The 26,411-nt window shown below is 68.4% G+C and carries 16 protein-coding genes; 4 read left to right on the forward strand and 12 right to left on the reverse strand.

Annotation, left to right across the window (positions count from 1 at the left end; all coding sequences use genetic code 11):
- Nucleotides 1–142 precede the first annotated feature (142 nt).
- The 3 genes from ACFT41_RS27785 (at nt 143) to ACFT41_RS27795 (ending at nt 9,031) form a co-directional block, all read left to right on the forward strand.
- Nucleotides 143–7,474: an RHS repeat-associated core domain-containing protein gene (locus tag ACFT41_RS27785; protein WP_377588445.1), complete on the forward strand. Its 7,332-nt coding sequence runs from the start codon at nt 143–145 to the stop codon at nt 7,472–7,474.
- A gap of 5 nt (nt 7,475–7,479) precedes the next feature.
- Nucleotides 7,480–8,019: a hypothetical protein gene (locus ACFT41_RS27790; protein WP_377588444.1), complete on the forward strand. Its 540-nt coding sequence runs from the start codon at nt 7,480–7,482 to the stop codon at nt 8,017–8,019.
- A gap of 469 nt (nt 8,020–8,488) precedes the next feature.
- Nucleotides 8,489–9,031: a hypothetical protein gene (locus ACFT41_RS27795; RefSeq protein ID WP_377588443.1), complete on the forward strand. Its 543-nt coding sequence runs from the start codon at nt 8,489–8,491 to the stop codon at nt 9,029–9,031.
- A 164-nt stretch (nt 9,032–9,195) separates the two neighbouring features.
- On the opposite strand, the gene ACFT41_RS27800 is transcribed toward ACFT41_RS27795, so the two are convergent.
- On the reverse strand, nt 9,196–10,263 hold the full coding sequence (locus ACFT41_RS27800; protein WP_377588442.1) for a hypothetical protein: 1,068 nt from the start codon (nt 10,261–10,263) through the stop codon (nt 9,196–9,198).
- The gene (mobF, locus tag ACFT41_RS27805; RefSeq protein ID WP_377588441.1) at nt 10,263–14,525 is read right to left on the reverse strand and encodes a MobF family relaxase; all 4,263 of its coding nucleotides are present in this window, start codon (nt 14,523–14,525) and stop codon (nt 10,263–10,265) included. The genes ACFT41_RS27800 and mobF overlap by 1 nt, the downstream gene beginning before the upstream one ends.
- Nucleotides 14,526–14,761: 236 nt before the next feature.
- Here mobF and ACFT41_RS27810 point away from each other — a divergent pair, with 236 nt between their 5' ends.
- On the forward strand, nt 14,762–15,178 hold the full coding sequence (locus ACFT41_RS27810) for a hypothetical protein (RefSeq protein WP_377588440.1): 417 nt from the start codon (nt 14,762–14,764) through the stop codon (nt 15,176–15,178).
- A 117-nt stretch (nt 15,179–15,295) separates the two neighbouring features.
- On the opposite strand, the gene ACFT41_RS27815 is transcribed toward ACFT41_RS27810, so the two are convergent.
- From ACFT41_RS27815 to ACFT41_RS27860, 10 genes are all read right to left on the reverse strand, one after another.
- Nucleotides 15,296–15,973, reverse strand: a complete 678-nt coding sequence (locus ACFT41_RS27815; protein WP_377588439.1) for a hypothetical protein — start codon at nt 15,971–15,973, stop codon at nt 15,296–15,298.
- A gap of 147 nt (nt 15,974–16,120) precedes the next feature.
- Nucleotides 16,121–16,612 (reverse strand): hypothetical protein, encoded by a 492-nt coding sequence (locus ACFT41_RS27820; RefSeq protein WP_377588438.1) that lies wholly within the window; start codon nt 16,610–16,612, stop codon nt 16,121–16,123.
- Nucleotides 16,613–17,123: 511 nt separating this feature from the next.
- Nucleotides 17,124–18,770: a ParB/RepB/Spo0J family partition protein gene (locus tag ACFT41_RS27825; RefSeq protein ID WP_377588437.1), complete on the reverse strand. Its 1,647-nt coding sequence runs from the start codon at nt 18,768–18,770 to the stop codon at nt 17,124–17,126.
- 210 nt (nt 18,771–18,980) lie between these two features.
- Nucleotides 18,981–19,520 carry a hypothetical protein gene (locus ACFT41_RS27830; protein ID WP_377588436.1) on the reverse strand — a complete coding sequence of 180 codons (540 nt, stop codon included), beginning with the start codon at nt 19,518–19,520 and terminating at the stop codon, nt 18,981–18,983.
- A gap of 125 nt (nt 19,521–19,645) precedes the next feature.
- Nucleotides 19,646–20,785: a DUF932 domain-containing protein gene (locus tag ACFT41_RS27835; protein ID WP_377588435.1), complete on the reverse strand. Its 1,140-nt coding sequence runs from the start codon at nt 20,783–20,785 to the stop codon at nt 19,646–19,648.
- A 465-nt stretch (nt 20,786–21,250) separates the two neighbouring features.
- A complete protein-coding gene (locus ACFT41_RS27840; RefSeq protein ID WP_377588434.1) occupies nt 21,251–22,144 on the reverse strand; it encodes a hypothetical protein in 894 nt (297 codons plus the stop codon).
- 852 nt (nt 22,145–22,996) lie between these two features.
- A complete protein-coding gene (locus ACFT41_RS27845) occupies nt 22,997–23,536 on the reverse strand; it encodes a LuxR C-terminal-related transcriptional regulator (protein ID WP_377588433.1) in 540 nt (179 codons plus the stop codon).
- A 301-nt stretch (nt 23,537–23,837) separates the two neighbouring features.
- On the reverse strand, nt 23,838–24,560 hold the full coding sequence (locus ACFT41_RS27850; RefSeq protein ID WP_377588432.1) for a methyltransferase domain-containing protein: 723 nt from the start codon (nt 24,558–24,560) through the stop codon (nt 23,838–23,840).
- Between the two features lie 223 nt (nt 24,561–24,783).
- Nucleotides 24,784–25,710, reverse strand: coding sequence for a hypothetical protein (locus ACFT41_RS27855; protein WP_377588431.1), 927 nt, complete (start codon nt 25,708–25,710; stop codon nt 24,784–24,786).
- Complete coding sequence (locus ACFT41_RS27860; protein WP_377588430.1) at nt 25,707–26,312, reverse strand: hypothetical protein; 606 nt, start codon at nt 26,310–26,312, stop codon at nt 25,707–25,709. Before ACFT41_RS27860 ends, ACFT41_RS27855 begins: the two co-directional genes overlap by 4 nt.
- Nucleotides 26,313–26,411: the final 99 nt, after the last annotated feature.

Here is a 26,411-nt window from a genome sequence, read left to right on the forward strand (position 1 = left end):
CGACCGACCCCGTAAGATCCATGATTGGAAGAAGCCCTCCGAGATATTCGCCGAACTCGTAGAGGCAAATGCTTCGACCGCCTGAATTCGCCGACCGCTGTATGCGATGCCCAAGAACGTCGGTCCGCATCAGTATGCGGACGTGCCGATCCAGGTGGAGGCGCTGGGGCTGGGCAGCTACACGCTGCGGCTGGACATGGTGACCCCCACGGGTGCGTCGTTCAACACCACGTACGGCATTCCTTTCGGCCAGAGCGGTTTCACGGTCAGCAACGGTGCTCCGACCATTGGTGACGGCGGGGTATTTCCGCAGCACAACGGCTACACCGACACCCTCACCCCGACGTTGTGGGCCGACTACCTCGACCCGGACAACACCCCGACCGGTGGTCGGCAACTGAAGTTCCGCATCTGCCGGGGCACCCCGGCCGCGCCGACGAACTGCCAGAGCACCGGGTGGCAGTCGTCGACGACGTGGTCGGTTCCGGCGGGGCTGCTGAGGTGGCAGGAGCCGGCGCACTGGTATGTCACGCTGTCCGACACGCAGGCGTCCACGCCTGAACTGGGCCCGTACGTCTTCACCCCGACGGTGGCCCAGCCGGAGGTCGCCAGCCACCTCGCCACCGCCGGCAAGGACGCGGAGGTAGCAGGGCTCAACCCGTACGTCGGCAACTACTCAGCGACAGTGACCGACGCGGCGGTGGCGGTTGCCGGACCTGCCCTGGCGATGACCCGCACCTACAACTCGCAGGATCTGCGGGCTGCGGGAGCGTTCGGCGCCGGTTGGAGCAGCCCGGTTGACCAGCGCCTGTCGACCGACACGGATGGCTCCGGCAACGTGGTCGTCACGCTGCCGTCCGGCGCGCAGCTGCGATTCGGCCGTAACGCCGACGGCACCTACGCGCCGCCCCTGGGTACGAACCTGGCCCTGGTCGCCTCCGGGTCTCCCACGACCTGGACCCTGCGCGACGCGACAGGCTATCAGCGGGTCTTCGACGCCGACGGCCGACTGACATCGGTGGTCGACGCGGACGGGCGCACCCAGACCCACACCTACAACGGCAGCGGCGAGCTGACGACGATCACCGACGTCGCCAGTGGCCGCGCCCTGCACCTGACCTGGACCGGCGGCCACGTCACGTCCGTCGCCACCGACGTGCCCGCGGCTGGCGAAACCGCCCCCACCTGGACCTACACCTACACCGGCGACACCCTCACCCAGGCGTGTACCCCGTTGTCCGCCCAGTCGTGTACCCAGTACACCCACGCCACCTCGTCGCACTACCGCTCCGTTGTCACCGACGACAACCCGGCCGCGTACTGGCCCCTCGGCGAGCCCGCCGACGCTACCGACGCCAGCAACGTGGTCGCCACGAAAACGGGAGAGCGCGACGGCTCGTACCGGGACGTCACCCCTGGCGCCGCCGGCGCACTCGCCGGCACGCCCGACACCGCCACGGACTTCGGCAGCACCACCAACAGCGCCGTGGAACTGCCGAAGAACCTCACCAACACGGCGATGGGCCTGGCCGTCGAGTTGTGGTTCAAGGCGGCCCCCAACGAGAACGGCGTTCTCTTCGGAGTCCAGGACACCGACCTGAGCCACACCCCGGCGCAATGGACCCCGATGCTGTACGTCGGCACTGACGGCCTACTGCACGGCAAGATCTGGACCACCACCCAGGGCACGACCCAGATCCTGTCCTCCAGCCGGGTCGACGACGGGCAGTGGCACCACGTGGTCCTGTCCGGCGCGGTCAACGCCCAGCAGCTCTACCTCGACGGCACCCTTGTCGGCCAGCTCACCGGTCTGCTCATCGACCACCTGAACATGGCCCATGCCTCGATCGGTAACGGCCGCGGCTCCTCCGGCTGGCCTGCAACCGTCACCGGCAACTTCCCCTTCTCCGGCATCATCGACGAGGTCGCCTACTACAAGCACCCCCTCGGCCCGACTCAGGTGTCCGCGCACTGGGCCGCCCGCAACGCCACCCAGCGGCTCACCACCGTTGTCGAGCCCGGCGACTTCACCGCCCGCACACTCGCCTACGACGGACCGAGTGGCCGCGTCAGCACCCTCACCGACCGCAACGGCTCCACCTGGGACCTCGCCGCTCCCACTCCGGACAACGGCAACCGGGTCGTTGTCCTGTCCCCGGACAACGCCGAACCGATCACCTATCGCCACGACATGGACCATGGCGGGCGTCTGGTCAGCCGCGAAGACACCTTCGGCGAGCAGACATGGTCCTACAACGCCAGCGGTTTCGTCTCCGCCTACACCGACGCCAACGGCAACACCGTCACCTACGACACCGACGCCCGCGGCAACGTTCTCGCCCGGACGACCTGCCGGACCAGCACCGAGTGCAACACCGGTTACGCCGGCTACTACCTCAACACGGCGAACCCGCTCGACCCGCGCAACGATGTGCGGACCTGGACCGCCGACGCCCGATCCGCCTCCATCACCGACACCACGTATCGGGTCGAGCACACGCTTGACAGCGTCGGGCATGTCACCACCGTCAGCTACCCCGCCCCGTCCGGGTACAGCACCTCGCCCACCGAAACCTTCACCTACTCCACGGGCAGTGAGGTCGCGGAGCCTGCCGGCACCGGAACCATCCCTGCCGGCCTGCAGCTGACTTCCACGGCCCGCAACGGCAAGACCTCCCGCAACTACTACAACGCCGCCGGCGACCTGGTCCGTACCGTGGACCCGGTCGGGTTGACCACCACCTACACCCGCGACGCACTCGGCCGCGTCACCGCCATCACCATCGCCCCCGCCACCGGGGACGCCTTCAGCACCACCAGCTACACCTACAACCCGCTGTCCCAGGTGGCGACCGTCACCGGCCCCGCCGTGACCAACGCGGTCACCAACGACACCCACCAGGCCAGGACCACCTACGGCTACAACGACTCCGGCCAGCGCACCAGCCAGCTCATCGACGACATCGCAAACGGCGACGCGGACCGCACGTGGACCTGGACCTACGACCCGGCCGGCCGCCCCGACGTCACCACCACCCCCGACGGGGCCGTCACTGACCAGGACTGGGACAGCCGAGGCGACCTGGTCAAGGTCACCCAGCCCGGCGGACTCGTCTACGAGCACACCTACGACGAGGCGCACCGGCGCATCGAAACCGCCGCCGTCGGCGCCGGGGTCGATCCGATGAACCCCACCGCCACCCGCCTGGTCGTCGACTTCCGCTCCTACGACCCGGCCGGCCGGCTCGCCTTCGTCGTCGACGCGATGGGCCGCGAGACCGCCTACACCTACTACGGCGACAACCTGCCCGCCAGCACCAGCCGGGTCCGCCGTGACGCCAACGGTGACATCACCAGCGAAACCCAGCTGAGCAGTATGGACTACAACGCCGCAGGCCAGCCCAACCTCGCCATCGACATGGGCGGCACCAGCAGCACCAAGGTCTACGACAAGGCCGGCTACATCAAGGAAGAACACTTCGACCCCACCGGCCTGGACCGCGCCGTCACCTACAGCCGCAACCTCGACGGCACCATCGCCACCGCCACCCGCACCGGTGGTGCCTCACCCGGCCGTGCCGAATCCACCAGCTACACCTACGACGACGCCGGCCGGATCCTGACCGAAACCGTCGCCAACTCCGGCGGAACGCCCGCCACCCTCACCACCACCTACCAGCGTGACGCCCGCGGTCTGGTCACCGAGACCACCGACCCGGCCGGCGTCACCACCGGCTACACCTACGACGCGCTGGGCAACCCTGTCACCACCACCGGCGAGGCTCGCACCGTCTGGACCGGTGACACCAGCTTCAGCGCCGCACCGGTCACCACCATCGGCTACAACACCTTCGGCGACGCCATCCACACCCGGGACGCCAACGGCGCGGTCACCACCACCACCGTCGACCCCGCCGGCCGGCCCACCGCCGTCGACCTTCCCCCATACACCACGCCGGGCGGCGTCGCGATCACTGCCACCTACCAGGCCGCCTACAACCCGCAGGGCCTGCTCGACCACGCCACCGACCCGCTCGGCCGGACCTCCAGCTACACCTACGACCCCTACGGCCACCCGCTCACCCGGACCCCGCCCGACCCCGACGACACCGGACCCAAGACCGCCCCCGTCTGGACCTACACCTACGACCGCGTCGGCGAGTTGCTGTCCACCACCGACCCCACCGGCGGGGCGACCTCGGCCACCTACAACGACCTTGGCCAACAGATCACCTCCACCGTCACGGACCGCAGCACCGGCAGCACCCTCTACCTGACCACCACCCTCGGCTACGACACCGCCGGCAACCTCACCACAGTCACCACCCCGCTCAACCACACCACCACGACCACGTACAACACCGCCGGCGACGCCCTCAAGGTCACCGACCCGACGGACCGGTTCACCGAGGCCACCTACGACATGGCCGGCCGGCCCCTCACCACGGCCAAGGGCAAGGGCAGCACCTACGTCGACCCCGTCACCACCCACACCTACGACCTCGCCGGCCGCCCGACCACCACCACCGACTGCACCGCCACCACGACCGGCACCTGCGGCACCACTCTGCGAACCGCCACCGCCACCTACAACGGCACCGGCCAACCCCTCACCGTCACCAGCAGGGAAGGCCGCCTCAGCCAGTACGGCTACGACCCGGCAGGGCAGCTCACCAGCATCACCCAGCGCGTCGACCCCGCCGATCCCGCCACCGCGATCACTGTGCAGCTCGGCTACGACCCCACCGGCCAACGCACCCACATGGTCGACGGCAACAACAACACCACCACCTACACCTACACCCCGTGGGGGCAGACCGACTCGATCATCGAACCCGCCACCACCACACACCCCAACCCAGCCGACCGCACCTGGACCACCGGCTACGACGCCGCCGGCCAACCCGTCACCCACCTCCTGCCCGGCGGAGTAACCCGCAGCCTCACCTACGACAAGGTCGGCAACCTCACCCAGGAAACCGGCACCGGCGCCGAAGCAGCCACCGCCACCCGTCAACTCGACTACGACCCGGTCGGCCGTATCACCAGCGTCAGCGGGCCCACTGGCGCCACCGCCTACACCTGGAACGACCGCGGCCAACTCACCAGCGCCACCGGCCCCGCCGGCGACGCCACCTACACCTACGACAGCGAGGGCAACCTCACCAGTCGCACCGACGCCACCGGAACCGCCACCTTCACCTACAACGCCGCCGGCGCACTCGCCACCACCGCCGACCCCCTCACCGGGATCACCGCCACCAACACCTACAAGAACAACGGCCAGCTCGGCCAAACCACCTACGGCACCGGCGGCCCCACCCGCGTCTACACCTACGACAACCTGGCCCGCCTCGCCACCGACACCTACAAGAAACCCGCCGGCACCACCACAGCCTCCACCACCTACACCTACGACAAAGACGACCTGCTCCTCACCAAAACCACCACCGGCTTTACCGGAGCCGGCGCCAACACCTACGGCTACGACGGCCTCGCCCGACTCACCACCTGGACCGCCCCCAGCAACCAACAAACCAGCTACGGCTACGACAACGCCTCCAACCGCACCACCGTCACCACCACCACCGGCACCCGCACCACCACCTACGACGCCCGCAACCGCACCACCACCGCCAGCGGCGCCGGCCAACCCAACGAAACCTGGACCTGGACCCCCCGCGGCACCATGTCCACCCACACCAGCGGCACCACCACCGACACCAACACCTTCGACGCCTTCGAACGCCTCACTCAGGCCAGCAACCCCAACTACACCGTCACCTACACCTACGACGCCCTCGACCGCCTCGCCCAACGCAACGGCCTCGCCTTCACCTACAACGACCTGACCAACCAACCCATCCGCACCCCCGACGCCATCGGACAGAACACCCAGATCCTCCGAAACCCCGATGGCCAACCACTGTCCGACAAAACCGGCAGCAGCGCCGCGCGAAACCTCATCACCGACGGCATCCACGACGACCTGACCGCCGCCACCAGCCCCACCACCGGAGACCTCACCGCCTCCCGCACCTACCAGCCCTACGGCCAAACCACCGCATCCACCGGCACCCTCCCCCTCGGCTACCAAGGCGGATGGACCGACCCCGACACCACCCACACCAACGCCCACGCCCGCTGGTATGACAGCGCGGCTGGCACCTTCACCAGCCGCGACACCTGGACGCTAGAGCCGCAGCCGGTCACGCAAACGAACCGCTACAGCTACGCCAACTCCAGCCCAACTAACGCGGGTGACCCGACAGGACACTTCGTACCGGCAGTGCCGGCCGCCGCTGCAACAATCATGGCAAGCGGTGCCGCTGGGGCAGGACCGTCGGCGGGAATAACCCTGATCGCCGCAGGTCTCATTGTCACCGGCTTCTTGATCTACGAGCACTACCACGACAAGCCGCAACCACAGGCCAAGCCAGACCCTGCACCTACCCAAGGGCCGGCACCCAGCAATTGGCCAACTAGCACGATCAACCTTCCGACTCTCAACTACTGCGAGCGGAACCCCCACGCGCCTTCCTGCGCCTTCGTATACGCACCTGGAAATCCGCCAGGGACCCCGAGCGGAGGCACCGGACCTGGCAAAACTGCGCCCTGTACCAGGGGTTGCAACACCCCTCCGCCTACCCCACCCTGCGTGCTGAAGTCTCTCGCCGCAGGCCTCACCGGCGGCCAGCTCTGCCGCACACCGTGGCTCCTCGACGTCGACTCCAGACCAGATCGGACCGAAACCACCCGACCGCAGTCGGAACAGCTACTCCAAGGTGGCGGCCGGATCGGCAATAATCCAAACAATGCTCCCACGCCATTGGTGCAAGGTGACCAACGGCAGGATACGGCCCCGAACGCGCAGCCGATCTTTCCGACCGATCAAGCAGACCACTACGGCGTGATCCACGGGGCACTGGCCGAAGCGCACGAAAGCCCCAATGGCGCCCGCAGATATAGCGAAGAGGACACCTGCCTAAATGGCTCAGGAGCAGGGGGCATCAACTACTACGAGCTTGATCACTCGTATTACGCGAGCGATCCGTCAATCACTGACCGACGCGGCCGGGCAACGGGAGCGAGTGCCTGTTACAAAGGTGCGGCTCGGCCGGGAACCTCCGCAGGGTATCGCCCGCCGGGGTATGTAAAAGGTATGCATGCGGGACATCTCGTCGCGAAGAGCCTGGGTGGCGCCGGTGCTGCGACGGACCCGAACTCTCCAAAGAATCTCGTTCCTCTCTATGATAAGGTGAATACGCCCGTCATGTACTGGGCTCTCGAGAACTACGTTACGCGCCGGATTGCAACGGGTGAGACCGTGTATTATCAAGTGTCTCCCCTGTATAGCGGTTCCAACCCAGTCCCATATGCGGTGAAGGCGTACGTTGCGGGTGACCAGTTCGCCAGCCAGACATTTGTATTCGAGAACACTCCTACTGCCTATCAGCCACTGCCCGCCAGGTGATAGAGTTGACTGACTTCGACAAGATTCTAGACCGGCTTTCTTTGCTAGTCGGCTGGCATGCTGATTCGAGAATGCCAATCGAATGGCCTGCACTGGTCGCTGCGGCGGGCCATGACTTCCCTCTGGATTACCGAAGATATGTTGAGCGTTTTCCGCCGGGCGTCTTGGGGGCGCTTACCGTGCATCACCCTCAGAGGTGGTCAGGGGTCGCCGACTACCTTGAGTATGCCGAAAATTATCATAATGTCATGAATGATCGAGCGCTGATGCGCGGCGATTTTCCGTACCGCTTCGGTTCGTCGCCCGGTGACCTCTATATGTGGGGCGCAGTGCAAGCCGACTACCTGCTGTGCTGGCAGTTGAGCGAAAAGGCGGCCGAGGAGTGGCCAACTGTTGTTTGTGATATTTCCATGGTTGACCAACCAGAGCGATATGAGGGCTCCTTCTCGAATTTGCTACTAGAGTTGGCTGAAGGAAAAACTCCCGTGCCGGTGATCTCCTATGTTGCCGACGGGGCTTGGCCTTTCGAGTTCGAGGCGTTTTGATCGGAGTTCGATCTGACATCCTCTATCGATCAGCCTGCTCAGAATCGCCGATGTACTGGAACGTCAATTACCCGGTCATGTACTGGGCCGTAGAGAATCACGTAGGCCGACGAGTGGCGGCGGGTGGAAGCGCCTACTATCAGGTGTCTCCACTGTATGCCGGAAGTGATCCGGTGCCGTTCGCGATTAAAGCATATGTCGCTGGTGATAGATTCGCGAGCGAAACCTTTATCATTCACAACACCCCAATGCCTATACACCCTTGTCGGCGAGGGGTGAGGATGTGTAGGCGGTCGCTGTAGTGCAATGTGGCAGGCCGCGCGGATCGGTCAGAGATGCGACGCGGCAGGCTGGGTGCTGAAACAATGGCAAGAGAGGGGCGGTCGTGCGGGGCTGGGCGGCCTTTCAATCTCCATCTCGTGAACTGCTTGCGGCCACTCCCGATCAACCTCGTAGGTAGGATGTTCCCATGGTTGGTGACCAGTCGCGGAGTGAGCAGGTCGTCGCGGCCCTTGCTGCCTTGACCGGATGGGATGGTGATTCCCCCAATCGGCCGGACTGGACCTCGTTTGAGAGTGCCTTCGGTCGCCCATTTCCGAATGACTTCAAGCGTTACGTAGAGAGGTTTCCGCCCGGCGCCTTCGAGCTCTTAGCGGTCTTTCATCCGCTTGATGTCGACTACGGCGACGACCCGCGTTCCTATGTTCTTCAGTTGATCGAGCGAAACGAGCCAGTCAACGACTTCGGAAACCCCTTCCGATTTGGCATAGAGCCCGGGGAGTTGCTGGCTTGGGGGACGGTCAATGGCGAGTACGAGTTGTGTTGGCAGTTAACCAACGATGAGCCAGATAGCTGGGGATGTGTTGTGGTTGACATGGCGGCACGAACTGGTGAACGCTACTCGGGTGGAATGGTGGATCTACTGATATCTGTTCTCAGTGGAGCGAGTGGCATTAGTTCCCTCGACTATCTCCGTGACGCCCTGCCGATGAGTTTCGTGCCTTACGATTAGCCTCGATCAGTCAGAAGGTTTTGCTCCCTGCCTGAGCATTTCCGCTTGACCGTTTTGTCTACTCAGGGTGGGTACGGAAGTGCCACGTGTCGCTGTGGACGCGCGAGGTCTCCGGGCCTGGATGCTTCCGACGCCGAGGAGCCACTGACATGTGACGCCGTCTGCTAGTCGGAAACGTCAAGGTCGGTGCCTGGGCTGGAGAAATGATCGTGTTCCGGTGCTGAGCTGACTGGGTCAGGGGTCGGGTTCGTGGCCTCTGCTCGCGGCCGAGGAACGATGCGTTCGACTGTGTTGCTGAGCTGTTCCACGCGCTGGGCGATCTGCTGGACGTAGCGCAGGACCTCGCGGTTGAGTTGGTCACCCGCCGGCGTGCGGGCCTGCTCCGCCTGGGCCACGAGACTCGTCAGGATCGCTCCGATCTGATGCTCCTGGGGCAGGGCAGAGTACAATACCGGTGAGAACATGGCCTGGGCGCTTTGGCTCAGGTTGTGGGGGTCGCGTTCGCCTTCTGGTGGAGCGGCCCCTCTCTCGTTGAGGTGAAGTTCCGTGCCGGTGGTCGCCTCGATCACGGTGGCGACGTCAGCGACGCGGTTCCACCACTGAGGTTCGTCGGCTCGGATGGCTCGTCCGGCGGACCAGGCGACGGCGTCGGCCATCCAGAGTCCCGGGTCGGCGCGACCGTCGACGTGAATCAGACGCATGCGGTGGCTGATGGCACCTGCATCGAGGAGCCTCCGGTAGGCGCGGATGTCGTTGCGATCGGTGGCGGGCAGCCGGCTGCCTGCTGCTCGTGCATGCTGCCACTCCTCTGGGCTGGCACGGCTCTCGAGGTAGACGTCGCGGACTCGTTGCTCATTGAGGTAGCGCAGGAGCCGCTCCAGGCTGACTTGGCGGGCGCGCTCCCGTTGGCCTTCGAGGTTTCCGCGTGGCCTCGCACGGCCGAGTGGTGACGAATCGCCGCCAGCGTTGAGGGGCACTTGCGCCGAGACGACAGACCAGCCCGCGTGTTCGGCGACGACGTCCAGCATTGCTTCGATGGTGCCCACGTGGCCGCGGTGATACAGCACGCTGGAGTGGTAGGAGCCGTGAACTCCGGCGGCCTTGATCGCGGCGGCTTCAGCCTCTGCGACGCCGTCCTGGTCGATGATGACGGCCGACATGAGGTACGCGCCCGGGCTGCCGCGCTGTTGGAGCCATGACTCGTCGACGAAGGCGGTGGGGTGGGCGGCCATCAGTCGATCTCCGTTTCTCTCGCGGGGACCGTGCTTCTTGCGGCAGTGCGTTGTTGCGCGGCGTCGGCGTGGAGGCGCAGGTGAACGGAGACGGGACTGACGTAGGGCTGTGGTCGGGTGTCGTCGATGGCGCGTACCCGCGCGGTGGTGGCGGCCACGGTGTCCGCCAGGTCTGCGCGGCGGCGGGCTTGTTCGGCCGCAGCCGCGAGACCGGCGTAGCGGGTGGGTAGGGCGTCGGTGTACCAGCGTTTCCACTGAGCGTGGCCGGCTTCCAGGTGGGAGACGTGGTGCTGGCGTTGGTCGATGTGCTCGCGCTGGATCGCGAGTCTGCTGCGCAGGCCGGTGCTGTGCTTGGCTGCGGTGTCGACTCGGTGCTGGGCTGCTCGTTGGGCGGTGAGGATCCGGGTTCGGGACGGGCCGCGTTGCCACCACCGTGGGCGCAGGGCGCGTGCCTGTGCGGCGGCGTGGTGGCCGGCGGTGTCGACGGCGGTGAGGAGGAGTTGCAGGTCATGGTGACGGTGCTCGGCGTCGGTGAGCTTGAGGTGGGCGTCGCGAAGATCGTCGGCGGTGTAGGGGGGTGCGGCGGCGTCGGCGGTGCGCTGGGCGGCGGTGAGCTGGTGTAGTTCGGCGTCGGTGGCGGTGGTGAGGCGGCCAGCGAGGGTGGCGGCGCCGAGCACGACCCGGGCGCGATGCCAGGCGTTCCATCGGGCGATGTCGCCAGTGGAGGGTTCGGGCCCGATGGGGTGGTCGCCGGTGAGTTGGAAGCGGTCGCGGTAGGCGACGACGACCTCGGCGCGGGCGAGCCACTGGTTCCGTCCCGTCGCGTCGGTGGGGACGTCCCCGAGGGCGCGCGTCCAGAGGGGCTGGTGGTCGGCGGCGAGGCCGGCGAGGGCCTGTACGCGTCGGTCGCAGACGTGGGCGACCTGGCGGAGTGCGTCGCCGATGTCGCCGGTGAGGTCGTCGGGCAGCCGCTCGGTGTAGGTGGCGGTCTGCGCCGGTGAGGTGGCGACGGTGGGGTCGGCGACGGCGTGGCTGATGAGGCGGTCGATGCGCCAGGACAGCACGGCGGCGACGTCGTCGGCGGACTGAAGCTCGCGGGTGCTGATGGTGCGACGCAAAACCTCGACGGGATCGTGGCCCGCCTGTTCGAGGGCGGTGAGGCGGGCGATGAGGGCGGGTAGCGCGAGGTCGTGGGAGAGGCGGTCGGCGAGCGCCGCCCCGCCGATTCGCCGGACGACGGACAGGTACGTGGGGATTCGCGCGCGGGCGACGAGGTCGTCGTAGATGGGCGTCCAGGTGTGCAGGGCGTCGACGTCGGCCCAGAGTTGCTGCTCGGTCTCGGTGGCAGATCGGTCGGGTTGGGCGCGGCGCATGATGTCGGCGAGCACAGCGACGCGGGCGGTGGGTGGCTGGGGCGGGGTGCCCTCGCGGGGGTGGTCGTCGGTAACGACGTATGCCTCGTTGAGGGTGTGGCCGCGGGTGAGCATGACGTAGAGGCGGGCGAGAGTGGTGCTGTCGTCGATGAGAGCGCGGGCGGTGTGCACGGTCTGTCCTTGCACCGAGTCGACGGTGAGGGCATAGGCCAGCTGGACGTGCCGCGCCACGTAATCGGCCGGCAGGGTGGCGGTCGCTGCGGTGCGCAAGTTGGTGACCCGCAGCTGGCCGGTGCGACTGATGCCGTCGACGCGCCATCGGTCGCGGTTGGCGACGAAGTCGCTGCCGGCGCTGATCCTCCGGTCGTTGCGTCGAGTGACGATGACATCGCCGGGGCTGACGTGGTTGCCATCGTGTAGCCGTACCGCAGGGCCGGACTGCACGAAGCCGGCGCGGACGAGGATGTCGCGGGCCCGGTGGGCGATCTGGGCGGCCTCGTCGCCGGTCTCGACGAGCATCAGACTGGAGTGCTCGCTGGCCAGGTCGGCGGCCCACCGGTCGAGCATCTTGCCGATGAGCTGTTGGCGATGCCCGCCGAGGAGCCGTCCGCGCCGGTCGTAGTCGGCCAGGACGGTCAGGTCGCCGGCGCGTAGTCGCAGCGACGCCTGTCCTTCCCATTCGTGGATGAAGCGGTGAACGCGCGACAGGGTGGCGGTGGCGCCGAGGCCGGCGAGATAGCGGAACAGCCCACCGGGACCGACGGCGGAGATCTGTTCGGGATCACCGACGAGGATGAGTCGTCCGCCGACGGCGTCGAGTTGGATGACGAGACGGGCGAGGTCGTGGCTGGACACCTGGGACGCCTCGTCGACGATGACCCATTGGCCGGGGGCGAACCGCCAGTCACGGGCGCGAGCACCGGCTGGCGGCCGGTCGTATGCCTGCAGCCATCGGGCGATGTTTTCGGTGCGCAGGGTCGTGCCGTCGGGTTCGCGGGTCGCGTCGGCGAGCAGGTGCGCGGCGGACTGCCCGACGGTGAGACCCAGCACGGGGACGCCGGTGCGGCGGGCGGCGGTGACGACGGCGCGCTGGAGGTAGGTCTTGCCGGTCCCGGCTGGCCCGACGACACCGGTGACGCGACGGTCGTCGCCGACGAGGACGCGTAGCGCGGCGGCTTTCTCGTCGGACAAGTCCAGCGCTGCGATGGCCGCATCGAGCGCCGCCGGGGTGGCGGGTGTGGCGCCGCGACCGCTGGCGTAGGCGATGACGTGCTTCTCGGCGGCGAGGACCGCCTGGGTGGTCATCTTCAGGTCCCGGTGGCGGGTGTACTCACTGTGGCCGTCGCTGCCGCGCAGCAGGCTCGGTCCCCACTGCACGAGCGCGGGTGGGGTGAGCACCCGAAGCCCAGCGGTGTGGTCGGCAAGGGCCATGTCGGCGAGGTGCTGCACTCGTTGCCAGTCCGCGGCGGGCGACTGGTCGGCGGCGATGTCGAGGACCCGCCCGATGGCCAGTTCGAGGTGCTCGCGGCCGAACACGGCATGCGTACGCCCGAGGGTGTGCACGGCCCGGGCGATGGCCAGGCGGTCGTCGGCGCGTACGGCGGCGTCGACGACCCGCTCACGCTGCGGTTCGGGGACATCGAGCTCCGCGGCGGCCGCGCGCAGGGCTGCTTCGTCGACGACGACTGCGCGGGTGCGCGCGAGGGCGCGGGCGCGGTGCAGAACCCGGGTTGCGGTCGCGGTCGTGTCGTCGTGCGCGTGGCCGGCGAGGATCCGGCGCACCTGACCTGTGGTGTCGAGCCCGGCACTGCTGTCCTCGGCGTGCCAGCGCCGTACCGCTTCGCGGGTTGACTCGGCACCAGTGTGGGGCCGGCGGGTACGCAGGGCGGCGTCCTGGGCGCGGCGACGCCACCGCGACGCCGGCGACCGGGCGGACAGCGAGGGCCGGTCAACACGGCGATCCATCGCCTCGGTGATCGCCCCGCGTCGTTTGCTGTAGTGGTTCAGCGACGCTTCGCTGAACCCGACGATCTCCCGGATCCGGGAATCGTCGCGGGCGGCGAAGGTGACGCCACGGCGACGGTGGAGCTCGCCCTCGACGGCGCGCTCGTAGGCGATGCGGGCACCGACCGTGGCGCGGTAGAACGCGCGGCCGTCGAGGGCGAGCCACTGCGGGTCGCCTCCCCGGGCGAGCGCCTGGACTTTGGCCGACACGACGATGTGGGAGTGCAACTGCGGGTCGCGCTCGCGACTCATCCGGTGGTCGAAGACCAGCGCCGCCAGGCCAGCGGTGTCGAGCTGACGGACGCCGCCGGCACCGGTACGGGTGAAGGCCCCATGGCGTTGTAGGTGGTCGAGAACCGCCTGCACACCGGCGTGGTGGGCGGCCATGACGTCGTGCTTGACGTCGTCTCCGCCGAACGCCCACAGCAGCGAGACGGAGTTGACCGGGGAGACGGTGACGTCGTAGGCGGACACGGCTCGCCGCTCGGGTGCGTTCGATATGTCGTGCCACACCTTGTCGCGTTGTTCGACCGTGGCATCGTCGGGTAGCTGCGCCAAGGCGCGTTGCACCGCCTGGTCGCGATACTCGTCGGTCATCGGCGGGTAGATCCGCCACTTCTGACCGAGGCGATGACCGGCCTGCGGGTGGCGTCCTTGGCCGATGAGATACCGGATCTGCCGCTCGGTGACCCAGCCGCTGACGCCCAGCACGGTGGCACCATCGCCAGCCCACCAGCCGGGGCTCTCACCGCGAGCTGTGGGCTCCAGGTAATGGCGCGTCGGTTCTGCCTCGCCGATCGGCCGCATGTCGTGCCGCCCGGCAGCGACCTGTTCCACGAAATAGCGGTAGCCGTCGCCGGGCGAGATGCGCGTGACGGACAACATGCGGCAACCGTAGAAGACCAACTGACCCGGCGGCCTCGGAGAATGCAAGGGGGTGTATCCCCTGTAAGCATGCGGATGACCATGGGATGACAGTTTCACCAGGCCAGTCGGGATGCGATTAGCGACGAACAGTCGGCAGGGAATGGGGAGGCAACGCGACCAGGATCGAACGAATATGAAGGCTCGTGGCATGAATGGTGTGGCCGGTGCCCTGGAACGCTGCTTACGGTCGGTGAATGGCGAGCAGAACGGGGAACGAAGCGACTCGGGCACTGCGACAACGGCAGGAGGTGGAGCGCCGCGCGATGCGCGCGGTCGAGCAGGCGGCTGGCGCGGTCGAGGAGGCGAGCAAGCGGCGGCGGGAAGCCCTGGCACGGCTCGACGGGGAAACGGCGTCGGCTGCGGCGGAACACGGCCTGGCGGTGGCGGTGCTCGCGACGGTGCTGCGTGATGACGGCTTGGCGGCGGACTTGACGGGGTTGGACGTTCCCCGGGTGCGGGCGTATCGGCGTGGTGCGGACAGTGCTGCGGTGCGATCGCGCATCGCGGCACTCGGCGCGGCAGTGCCCCGTCGGCGTCGTACGGCCATGCCCGTGCCGGAGGAGGCTGGACCACCGGTCGGCGAAGGGGCTGGTGGCGACTCGATGTCCTGACCACCGGCCGTCGCGGGGATCGGGTCGTCGAAGGTGGGCGCATGCGCCCTCGGGCGGTGGCTGGGGCCTGACCGAACCGGCCGGTACGGGCGCTCGCCCGTACCGGCCGGCGGTGTGTCAGGTGCAGTCGAGCCCGCATCCGGTGCAGACGATGACTCGTCCGTCGGCGAGCTGGCGGGTGGCTCCTGTGGGGGTGGTGCACTGCTCGGGGATGGCGGCGGGCCAGTCTCCCTCGATGACGGGGCGGCCGGGGTATACCCAGTCGCGTTGTTCGGCACCGTGGTACATGACCGGCGCTCCGGCGATGGGGCTGGCGAGTGGGAGCGTGGTGCGGTGGCGCAGACCGGTTCCGGCGAGGTCGGTCAGCGGGAACGGGGGCTTCGCCTTGCGTACGGCTGCCCGGAACCGGGCGTAGTCCTTGAGGGTGGGTGACGCGAGTTCCGCGCGGTCGATGAGCGCGAGGGCCTCGTAGGGCAGGCCGGTGTTGTGGTGGCGTCGGGCGGCATCCAGGTAGGCACCGGCGCGGGCGTCGCGGCTGGCCTGCCGTAGGTCGCGTTCGGCCTGGGTGGTGTGGGGTGCGGTGAGGAGGTGCGGGTTGGCGGCGAGGTGAGCGGCGACGGCGTTCCAGATGGCGGTGCGCCCGTGCTCGGCGGTCAGCTTGTCGAAGTGGCTGTCCGCGAGGTAGCGGACCGCGTCGTCCTTGGTCAGGTGGAATGGTCCGCCGTGGTAGTGGGATGCCCAGTCTTCGCAGACGTACGCGATGCTGGCGCGCGCTGCGGCGGTGAGGTTGCCCATGTCGTTTCTCCGTCTGGGTCTGGGGTTTCGTGGGGCGGTGTGCGCCGTTTCGGCCGGATGGCGCATGCGTGTGACGGTGCGGGTGTCGCCGTCGTGGCGGTGCGGCCTGTCGCCGGTGGTGTGTCCGTGCTGGGCGCGCAGCTCGCTTCAGGGCGTCGAGGTCGACCGGGACGATGCTGAGGGGCCGGCTGCGTTCCGCGAGGAGCCCTGAACCGCCTGGGGCGCGGTCGTGACGCGAAGGTAGCGGCGAGCGACGCGGGCCAGGAGGCCGTACTGGGTGTCCCATCGGGCGATCACTCGACCGGTCGGCCAATGCCGCGCCACAAACTCGCGGCGCGAGGTGTCCCACCCGCCGGAGCAGGCAGGGACGGGGTCGGCGATCAGTTCCCAGCGTTCGCCGCTGGTTGACGTGGTGCGGGTGTAGACCTCGCGGGTGAGCGTCCATCGGTCGTCGCCATCGCGGCCGACGAGTAGCCCGTGCTCGCAGCCGTCTCTGAAGAGGTGCAGCTGGCCGTCGGGGTCGTGGAACAGCGTCACGTCGCCGTGTGCGTCGAGGGCGGTGGTGTGGCGGAAGTGCTCGTACGTCGGCAGACTCGGCAGGGGCGTGCGTGCGGAGCCGGTGAGGTCGCTCGCTGCCATGGTCGTCTCCTACTCACGTCTTGATCGTGATGGGCTGCGGGGTGAAAGCGCGTGACTCCCGGCTCCGGGTGCTTGTTCCGCGCTGTTGGCCCGCTGGGTTCGCCTGGTGGCGTTGTTGCCGGTCGGCGTCCGCTGGGGAAGTCGGGACGCGGCGGCGGCAGGTCGACGTGGCCGGGCGTGAGCGCGGCGGGCGGCCGGGTCGGCTGGTGCCCGCAGGAGCAAGGGCCCGGTCCTCGGCGGTACGTGGCGGTGCCAACGTCGCGGGACTGGTCAGGTCGACCGGCGTGGCGCGATTGGTCGACAGGGTGGCCGGCCGTTGGGGCGCCGGCTGGCGGATGCCATCCGTGAGGATGGCGGGCAAGCCCGCCAGCCGGCTGGCTCCCGACCACACCGGGCCGAAAGGATCTGCCCTTGCCGGGAGCAGGCCGATGGTACCGGCTGGGGGCGGCGGTGTGGTCGTGCCGGGTTGGTTCCTCGGGGGCCGGAGTTCGTCCGGCCCCCGAGGCGTTCGCTACGCGGCGGGGTGGTCTACCGCCCTCTCGTCGGTGTGGTCGGTGCGGGTGCCGATGTTGGCGACGAGGGCGTCCAGCTCCGCGACGGGGTCGTCTCCGGTGTCGTCCGGCTCGATGCCGTTGCCGCCTTCCTCGGGTGCCCCGACCTGTCGGTCCTCGTCGGCGTGGCCGCTGAGGGGGGCGGCGCTGTCGATCGGGTCGGAGTCGTCGGGCTGCGCCGAGTCGGGGGCGCTGGGCAGGGCCGGCTGGTTGCGGGTGGGTGCCTTGGCGGCGTCGATGATGATTTGTTCGACCGCTCCGGGGTGGTAGCCGTTGGCGGTGAGGAACTCCAGCCACCGGGCGGTGAGCCGGTCGGGGCTTCGCCAGGACGTGCGGGTGATCTGCTGCTCGTGGGCGGCGGCGACGGCAGCGAGAGCGATGATGGTGCAGCGGGCGTCGCTGCTCCTGGCGGGCACGTGCGGCGTGCCCGTGCGGCGGGGCTTGCCGGGGTGGAGGAAGTCGTCGAGTCGTTCGCGGCCGTGGTTGATCCAGGTGGACAGGACGTGGCCGGAGCCGGTGAGGGTTTCGGCGATCAGTCGGGTTGCGCCCTTGGGTGCCGTCTTGCCGCCGAACAGTCCGGCGACGAACTCGCGTCGTACGGTGTTCGCGGCTTCCATGGCCTTGTTGTTCTCGATGATCGTGCGGCGTTCGGCCTTCTGCGCCTCGGTCATCGGGCCGGTCTTGCGGGAGGTGCTGTTCCATCCGGTGTGCCCGTGCGTGCGCCACTGGGTGCAGTAGGCGGACTCCCGCAGCTCGCTCCCGTTGTGGGTGACGTAGACCGCGTGTCCGGGGCAGCTTCGGTGCTCGGTGGCATCGATGCTCTTGCCGTCGTGGCAGAGCGACGAGAGGGTCTCTGCGGAGCTGCCGTACGGCGGGCGGCTGTCGAGCAGCGTGACGCCTGCGGCGGACAGTTCGTCGCGTCGGGCGTCGCGAGCCGTGCGGCCGGCGTGCTCGTTGCGGATCTCCCGTTCCTTGCGGGAGAACTCGAACGGTGAGATTTCGGCGGCCTCGATGAGGCTCTGTGCGGTCTGCGGGTCGTCGGCGAACTCGGCGACGACGGCGAACTGGGTGAAGTCGAGCTTGCCGGCGTGGGCTTTCGCGGCGGTGACCTCGTCGAGGGCGTCGACGGACCGGCCGGCCTTGACCTGGTCGGGGGAGAAGCCGGTGCGGTCGGCGATCTCCTCGTCGGTCATGCCGTCGAGGGCGAGTTGCTGGATGCCCCGGGCCTGTTGTGCGGCGGTGGGGTCCTTGCGGTGCACGCTGCGCAGCATGGCGATGGTCTGTTCGCGGTGGCTGTGGGCGAGGTCGTCGCGCACGATCGCCTGAATGTGCGTCTGCCGGGCCTCGATGGCGGAGCGGTAGCGCTGCTCACCATCGACCAGCTCGTAGAGGTCGTCACCGAGGCTGGTGACGATGATCGGGGCCAGCATGCCGCGAACGCCGTCGGCTTCCAGGTTCTCGACGATGCCCGGCATCGCGGCGGCGTCGTCGCGGTAGTTGCGGGGGTTGACCCTGACCTGCTCCACCTCCAGCAGGGTGTAGCGGCCGGGCAGTTCGTTCGGTGCGGCGCTCTCCACGGGAGCGGGGGTTGCGGTGGTCGTAGCCACGCGCTTCTCCTTCCGATTCGGTGTGGTCGTCCGGTCGGGCTTGCCCACCCTCCCGAACAACTATTAATATACAGGCTTCTCCTTGGGGTGTCCACTGTGCTTCGGCGCGGCAGGCGGTCCTCTTGCTGGCATCGCCCGTGGCTCCGCTGCCGCCGCCTGCCTGCCCGCCGCCCGTGGGCTGCACTGGGGCGACGGGCAGGCGATGGGGTGTTAGGCGGCGTTGGTGGTGGGGGTGAGCCGCACGGCCGGGGGCGGTGGCGCGGCCGGCATCCTGCACGTCGTGCAGGCCCCGTTGTCCCATTGGTGGGGGGAGGTGCCGTCAAGCTGACCCGCGCACGGCTTGCGGCGCAGCTCGTCAAGGTCCGCACGGGTCAGGCAGAGGGGACACAGCCCCCAGGTGGCGGAAGGCGGCCCGTCGAGCGTGATCCCGCAGCCGTCGCATTCGAGGGCGGCCTGGCGGAGGGCGTCGCCGATCGTGTCGGCGGAGGAGATGGCGCGGCGGGCCACGGCGGGTAGCCGCCGCCACGCCGGGGTCCGGCGGACGCGCTGCCACTCGGGGTCGGTGAGACGCCGTACGGGCGACATGAGGCGGCTGTCGTTGTCCGGGAGGTGGTCCTCGACCTCGGCCCGGGAGCAGATCAGGTAGGCCCAGCCGTAACGCTGCGCGAGGTAGCGCACGACCTCCTGGGCGGCTTCGTCGGTCAGGGTGCCGGGTAGCTGCACCCCGTGCGGGACTTTCATGTTGGACATGGGCACTCCCCGTGCAGGGTCGGTGGGGCGTCTCGATGCGCCCCGGGCGGTGCCGGCCGATCCCGTCCCTCAGGAGGACGGGATCGGCCGCGGCGACGGTCCTTCTGGTCGACTGCGCGGGTTCCCTACAGCCGGGCGGCCAGGTCGAGGGCCTTCAGGCCCAGGGCCTCCATGTCGTACGCGGCGTCGCCGTCGGACTGCGTCTGGGCGGCGCTGGTCACGGCCTGCATCACGCCGCCTGCCGAGCGGTCGCCGCCGTCGATGAAGTGGTTGAGCACCTGGCGGCGCTCGTCCTCGGTGAACCGCAGCTGTTGAGCGACGATCCTGATGGCATTGTTCGGATCGTCGATCTTGTGGCCAGCCTTCGCCTCGATCTCGCGCAGCTTGGCGGCGACATACCCGACGTCGAGGAACGCGGACACGGCGTCGCGGGCCTGCTTCGTCACCAGGTCGAGGTTCGCCTGCCGGGTGTCGCGTCGCCACCGGACCACGCCCTCGTCGAGGCGTACGCCCAGGTGGACCGAGCGCATGGCGTCCTGACTGAAGGTGAGTCCGTTGGTGCAGACCTGGACGACGGCGCGCGGAGTCAGCGTGAATGCGCCGCAGCCGGTCTCGCTGTTCCTGACGACGAACCCCGCGAAGACGGTGGGGTTGTCCGCGCCGGTCGCGCCGGTGAAGGGGCTGCGGTAGTTGCGGAGCAACTCCGGGGCGAGGCTCTTGATCTCCTCGGAGTGGACCCGCATGACCATGCTGCGTTCCGTGAGGTCGGCGTCGATCTGCACGCTCATGCCGGATTCCTTGATGCCGCGAAGAACCGCGACCAGGACGTCGAAGTTCTCGATGATCCGATAACCGTCGCTGAGGAAGGCGCGAGCGATGCCGCCGCCCTCCCCGTCGGAGAGGCAGCGCAGCAGGAAGTTCCTGTCGCTGCTGCGGGTAAGCCAGCCGTTGACGTTGGCGTCGTAGAGTTCGACCGCGTTGGTGCGCAGCTTCCGCAGGTACGGCACCGGGATGCCGAGCTTCTCCCCGATGCCCGCGTCGGCCAGCGCGGTCGGCTGGTACGAACCGTCGATTCTGGTCACGCCGGAATCGGAGATCATCGCCTCGACGTCGGGGATGACGATGCGGCCCTGTTCGGCGCGCAGCGTCGCGGCGTTGGCGACGATGTCCCGCTTGTGGGTCTGCTGCCGCTGCAGGATGTCGCTCAACTGGCGGAGGTCCGCCCGTCGGGTGGTCAGCGGTACGGAGTCGAGCAGTGCGCTCATGGTGAGTCCTTTCGGTTCGTGTGGGTGTCGGTTCGGGCTTGCCCTTCCCTCCCCGGCACCTACTAATATACAGGGTTTCAGGGGTGGCGTCGACCCCACATCGGCTCTTTGTCAGGCAAGAGAATGCCGTTGGGCTTTCCGCGCGCAGGCTGCGCCCATCGACGATGGCCCTGTTGAGACAGAGCAGGACAGCCCTTTTTCGGCCGGCGGGGGCGAGCTTGCTCGCACCGGACGCGGGCGGCGACGGTCAAGCCCGCCGCGGGGGTTTCGAGCAGAAGATCATGCGGTTCTCAGCATGATGTTCTGTGAGCCCGCGGTGGGCTTGAGGGGCGACGACCGTGACCGTACACTTCCTGCGCAGCCGGTGGCCGAAAAAGGGTTGAACAGTGCGGCCGAAGGCCGCTCCGCATTAGTTCGTCACCCCGTCAATGGTGCGGGCGTTGCGGCGCATGCGGGAGTCAGCGGTCAAGCCTTCGTGGATTCGTCGGCGATAGCCCACAACGTGCTGCGCCTCCACTTCCGTGAAGTGCCAGGCGACAGGGGAACGTCGGCCCGGTCGAGCACACCCCGCGGCAAGCCCGACGGATGCCTGTAGCCGAGAACGCGGGTCGCCTCGGCGGCACCCACCAACTCGTCCGGATCGCCACTGCGGTCGATCACCCGGGTGGCGGCCGACGCGCCGGCGGGGCGACCGCGACGTCCAGTACGCGCGTCTGCAACCTCCCAGACCACCCGACGGGGCCAGCGAAGTCGAGAACGACCACTGGGCAACGCGACGTTGTGCCCGGGGTCGTTGCGTTCGCGCAGCGCGGCCCAGAGAGGGGAGTTGTCGAGGTGGTCACCCTTCGCATACCCGACGATCCTCGCGGCCTGCTCCTTGGTGACAAGCTCGTCGGGGTCTCCGCTGCGGTCCACCACACTGAGGCGGGATCGCTGTTCGGCTTGCCGCTCGGTGTGCCACCGCTGGACCTCGTCGATGTAGTACCAGCGCCTTTCCTGCACGGATGGGAAGCCATTGCTGGAGGACTCAGCGATCCATCGATCGACGGTAGCAAGGGTCACGCCAGTTAGCGCGGCAAGGCCGGCACGGTCGACCGCCGGTCGACCAGCGATGATGGTGTTTCCGGTGACCATGGCACGGTCTGCGTAACGCCACAGGGTCTTGCGTCTCCATAGACGCCGCTTCACGGTTCCGTCGTCGCGCCGCTCGGTGACGTCGGCCTCAGCGAGAAGAGCCTGCGGCAGCTTCTCCGGACGGGAGTACCCCAGCAGCCTCGCGGCCTCGGTCGAGCTGACCAACTCTTCGGGGTTGGCCGTGCGATCGTCGTCGGGTAGACCACCGGTGCTCCTGTCGCGCATACCTCGATACTGCCGTATGGCCGGCGACCGGCCGGTGAGACCCGAGGGTGGTGCCAGCCCCCTGGTCGTGGGCGGCAGGTCGGATTCGCGTACGGGAGGCTGGTGCGGATGGACGATGGAGCGGCGCCGCCTGCAGCGGCTTCTGGCGTACCAGAGCGGGCTCCCTGCGCTTGGTAGGTTTTGGGGAGAGCTTCGGTAGTTGAACTGGCCTTCGGATTCGATGCTCTGACCAGGGCAGATGCACAACCGCCGGACTGCTGCAAAAATGGGTTGGAGTCGGGGACGCAAAGGCGCTTTGACCTGCGACTTAAGGTTCGGGTCGCTTATCACCCCTGGAGGGATCGCAACGCGTCCAGTCATCCCAGTCGGTGCCGTAGATGCCCGTCGCTTATCACCCCTGGAGGGATCGCAACAGCTTGATTGCGCGGTCGACGGCGATGCCGACGGAGTCGCTTATCACCCCTGGAGGGATCGCAACATGACGGCGATGTCGACGTCGACCATGCGGCACAAGTCGCTTATCACCCCTGGAGGGATCGCAACGCGACCACACCCCATCGGCCTGGCTGGTCGCGGAGCGGTCGCTCATCACCCCTGGAGGGATCGCAACAAAATTTGCTTCGAGCACAGACGCGGGTCGTCGATGTCGCTCATCCCCCTGGAGGGATCGCAACTCACGAGCTGCCCGGTGCGCTCCTGACCGAGGCGGGCGGTCGCTCATCACCCCTGGAGGGATCGCAAGGCGGCGGCGTTGGCGTCCTCCTCGCACGTCAGGCAGAGTCGCTCATCGCCCCTGGAGGGAACGCAACGTCTGGTCCCACACTTCGGGCCCGTCCGGTGTCGCAGATTTGTTCAAAGGAGGCCTTTGCGCAAGGCGTATGCGACGGCGTGGCAGCGGTTGCGCAGGTGCAGCCGAGTCATCACGTGGTGCAGAGTGTGCTTGATGGTCCGCTGGGAGTAACAGAGCTTAGCGGCGATCTCGGCGGTGTCGAAGCCGTCGGCGACGAGCCGCAGCACTTCGACTTCTCGGTCAGCGAGCCCGGTGAAGGTGAGCCCGCGTGGCCCCAGGACCTCCCGTTTTACTGTCCCGATCTGCTGTAACAGTCGGCCGAGTAGGTCGGGCGGGATTGTGCCCTCGCCGGCGTCAGCGGCGCGGATGATGGTGACGAGGCGGTCGGCGGTGGTCTCGGCGCGGCGGATGATGCCGGCAACTCCGTGTTCGACCGCGGTGACGAGTCCGGCGTCGTCGACGTGGGTGGCGACGAGAACGAGGGCAGAGATTCCCTGGGCGCGTAGGGCGCGCAGAGTCCGCAGGGTGGCCTCGTCGATGTCATCGGCGATGATCACGGCGACCTGGGCGCGGTCGACTTCGGTGTCGTCGAGCAGCAGCACCTCGGGGCGGGGCCGGAGTTGGCTGACCACGCCGGCGCGGGAGATGAGATCGGTGGCGAGAACAACGACAGGTATGCGGGGTGCGGCCGTTCGCGCGCGAGCTGGTGGCGGTGGTGGCGTGGTCTGGTCTTGTGGGATGGGCATTCGGGTGCGTCCCTCGTCGGGTGGTTGATGGGGCGCAGCTGGCGGGTTGTGGGGATGGCCCGCCGGCCGCTGTCCGGCTTGGGCCCCGTTGCCGGTGTCTGGGCTGAGGGGACCGAACCCTGGTGGGCTGGCCTGATGGGTCAGTCGGGCCCGGTGGTCACTGGGGTTTGCGGGCGTGCAGGGTGCCGGTGGGGAAGGACCGCATGACCAGGGCGGGGTCCGTGATCAGGTCGAGGAATCGGTGTAGGTCGTCGGCCGGGAGGCCTGCCTGCAGGAGTACGTCGTGCAGGCGGCGTGCGTGGTCGGCGAGGAACATGGTGCCGGGGCCTCCGCCGGTCCACGTCTCGGCGTGGTCGAAGACGCAGATGTGCTCCATGCCGTAGCGGAGGAGAGTGGCCGGTGCCCAGGTGCCCCAGTTCATGAGGTGGTCGTTGTTGATGAGGGCGGCGAGGACGGCGTCTGCCACGATGGTGATCAGCGCGGACGCGTTCTCGGCCTCGGGTTCGCGGTAGACGACGGTCGGGGCGTAGGTGAGTTCTCCAAGGACGAGCCACCCTCCGGGCTTCAACAGGGTGATCATTTGCTCGATGGTGTCGGGGCGGTGGGCGTGCTGCTGGTCGAGGCAGCGGGCGATGACGACGTCGTAGGTGCCAGGGTCTCCGGGGAGGGGATCGGTGCGGATGTCGCGGCGGTAGACGTCGATGATCGAGGTGGGTCTGAGCTGGTCGGTGTCGGTGTTCACGGCGACGACTCGTCCGTGTGGGCCGACGAAGCGGGCGAGGTGGTCGGTCAGGGTGCCGGCACCCGCGCCGATGTCGAGGACCCGCTGACCGTGTTGAATGCCGGCGGTGGTTAGTTCCCGGATGAGCAGCGTGGTCATCGATTCCTGCAGTCGCGTGAGCAGCCTGTGCTCCCCGTGGCGGGCTTGCTCGTGGCTGACGGGTAGGGGCGAGGTCCTGGTCATGGCTGGTCTTCTCCTGTCGAGGTAGGCGGTAGAGCAGTTCGGCGGCGGGTGTGTGAGTTGCGTTGGGTTGGTGCGGGAGGGCCCGGGAGACGCGGTGCTGCCGATCGGGGTCGGCGAGGGCTGCGTCTCCCGGGCCGTATCACCCGCTTGCCGACGGGTGGTTCATGGCCGCCGTGCTTCTGGCTGGGCAGGACGGCTCGTGTGCGCCGGTGGGCGTGCCGGCGGTGTTCGTGTGCTCGCCTGTGAGGAACAGGGCGTGGGAGAACAGGCCGGGTCGGGAGCTGGCCTGGACGGTGTCCTGTGCGGCGAGGATCGCTCCGGTGGTCGTGTCGACGACGAGGTCGAGGGTGTTGCCGTCTGTGGCGAGTCGGAAGCCGAGGCCGGGTCGGCCGGCGACGTCGGTGACCTGTCCGTGGTAGGTGATGCCGGGGATGCCGGCGAGCACGCGCAGGACGGCGGCCCGCTGGTCGCGGTTGAGGTGCTGGCTTCTGGCCATCCCGACGACGCCGTTGACCAGGGTGCGCGGGTCGGCGGGCGGGGCGTCTGGTGTGGGTGGGGCTAGGGCGGCGGCGAGTGCGGTCGGGTCGGTGGGGACGGGCTCGGCGATGTAGGGGGCGAGCTCACCTGGCGGGTATCGGGTGAGGACGGTGTCGGCTTGGGCGAACAGCCGGCGCTCGCGGGGCTGTGGGGTGTGACGGACGCCGTGCAGTGGGGGAAGCCGCCGTTCAATGTCGTGTCCCGATCCGGTGGTGTCGCATCGCCAGTGCCGCAGGTCGATGCGGACGATGGTGGTGGTGGCGCGTGCCCAGCTCTGCGTGTGCACGTACGTGTAGGGGCCGGTGGTGGTGTCGGCCGGTGTGGCCCGGATGCTGCCGGCGAGGGCGTGCAGCCGTTGGCCGGGGGTGAGGCCTGGTGCGGTGGCGGCGACCGTCGCCGTCGGGGCGGGCTGCTGCGGCGGTGGCGGGGTGGCAGGTCGTGGGTCGGTGGGTGGGGTTGTCTGGCAGGCGGTGAGCAGGAGGGCCCCGGTCACGGTGGCGGCCAGGCGGCGCCGGAGGGTGTCGGTCATGCCCATCGGGGTGCGGGTTCCTTGCCGACACGAGCAGATGGCTTTGGGTGGCTGGTGGCGTAGGGGGAGCGGTCGAGGGGCCAGAGTGTCGGTCCGTCGGGTAGGTGCAGGGGCAGCCCGGGGTGGTAGCCGTGGGCGTGGAGGAAGTCGCGGGCTGTCTCGGTGGTCACCACGGCGTAGATGGGCCACCCCTTGCGGTCGACGCGGCGGTGGTGACGGCCGAGCAGATCCGCGCCGAAGCCTCGTCCCCGACTGGCGGGGGCGACGTGGAGCCAGGCCAGCCAGTGGTGCGGGGCGTCGGACGCGAAGCTGGTCATCAGGGTGTGCAGCTGCGCGAATCTGGGCAGCAGCGTCCGGGGGATGGCCGAGTTGAGGTGGTGGGCCGCCAGCGCCGCGCCGTGCGAGGCGGGGTGGGGACGCCACACCGCGACGGCGGAGGCGTCGAGCAGCACGTCGACGTGGCCCCACTCGACGGCCTGGTCGACCTGCATCGACAGCAGTGAGTGGAAGACGTCGGTCCGTTTGCGCGGGTCGGGCACCAGCCACTGCGCGACGGGGTCGTCCGCGAGGGACTCGACGAGCAAGGCGGTGATCGCGGCCACGTCCTGAGAGGGCGGTTCGGAGGTTTAGGTCCGTTTCGGGATAAGGGTGAACACTCCGGGCTGGTCTTCGGTCAGGACTTGGCGGTTGACCATGCGTTT

Source organism: Micromonospora sp. NPDC057141, assembly GCF_042670805.1.
Lineage (GTDB): Bacteria > Actinomycetota > Actinomycetes > Mycobacteriales > Micromonosporaceae > Micromonospora.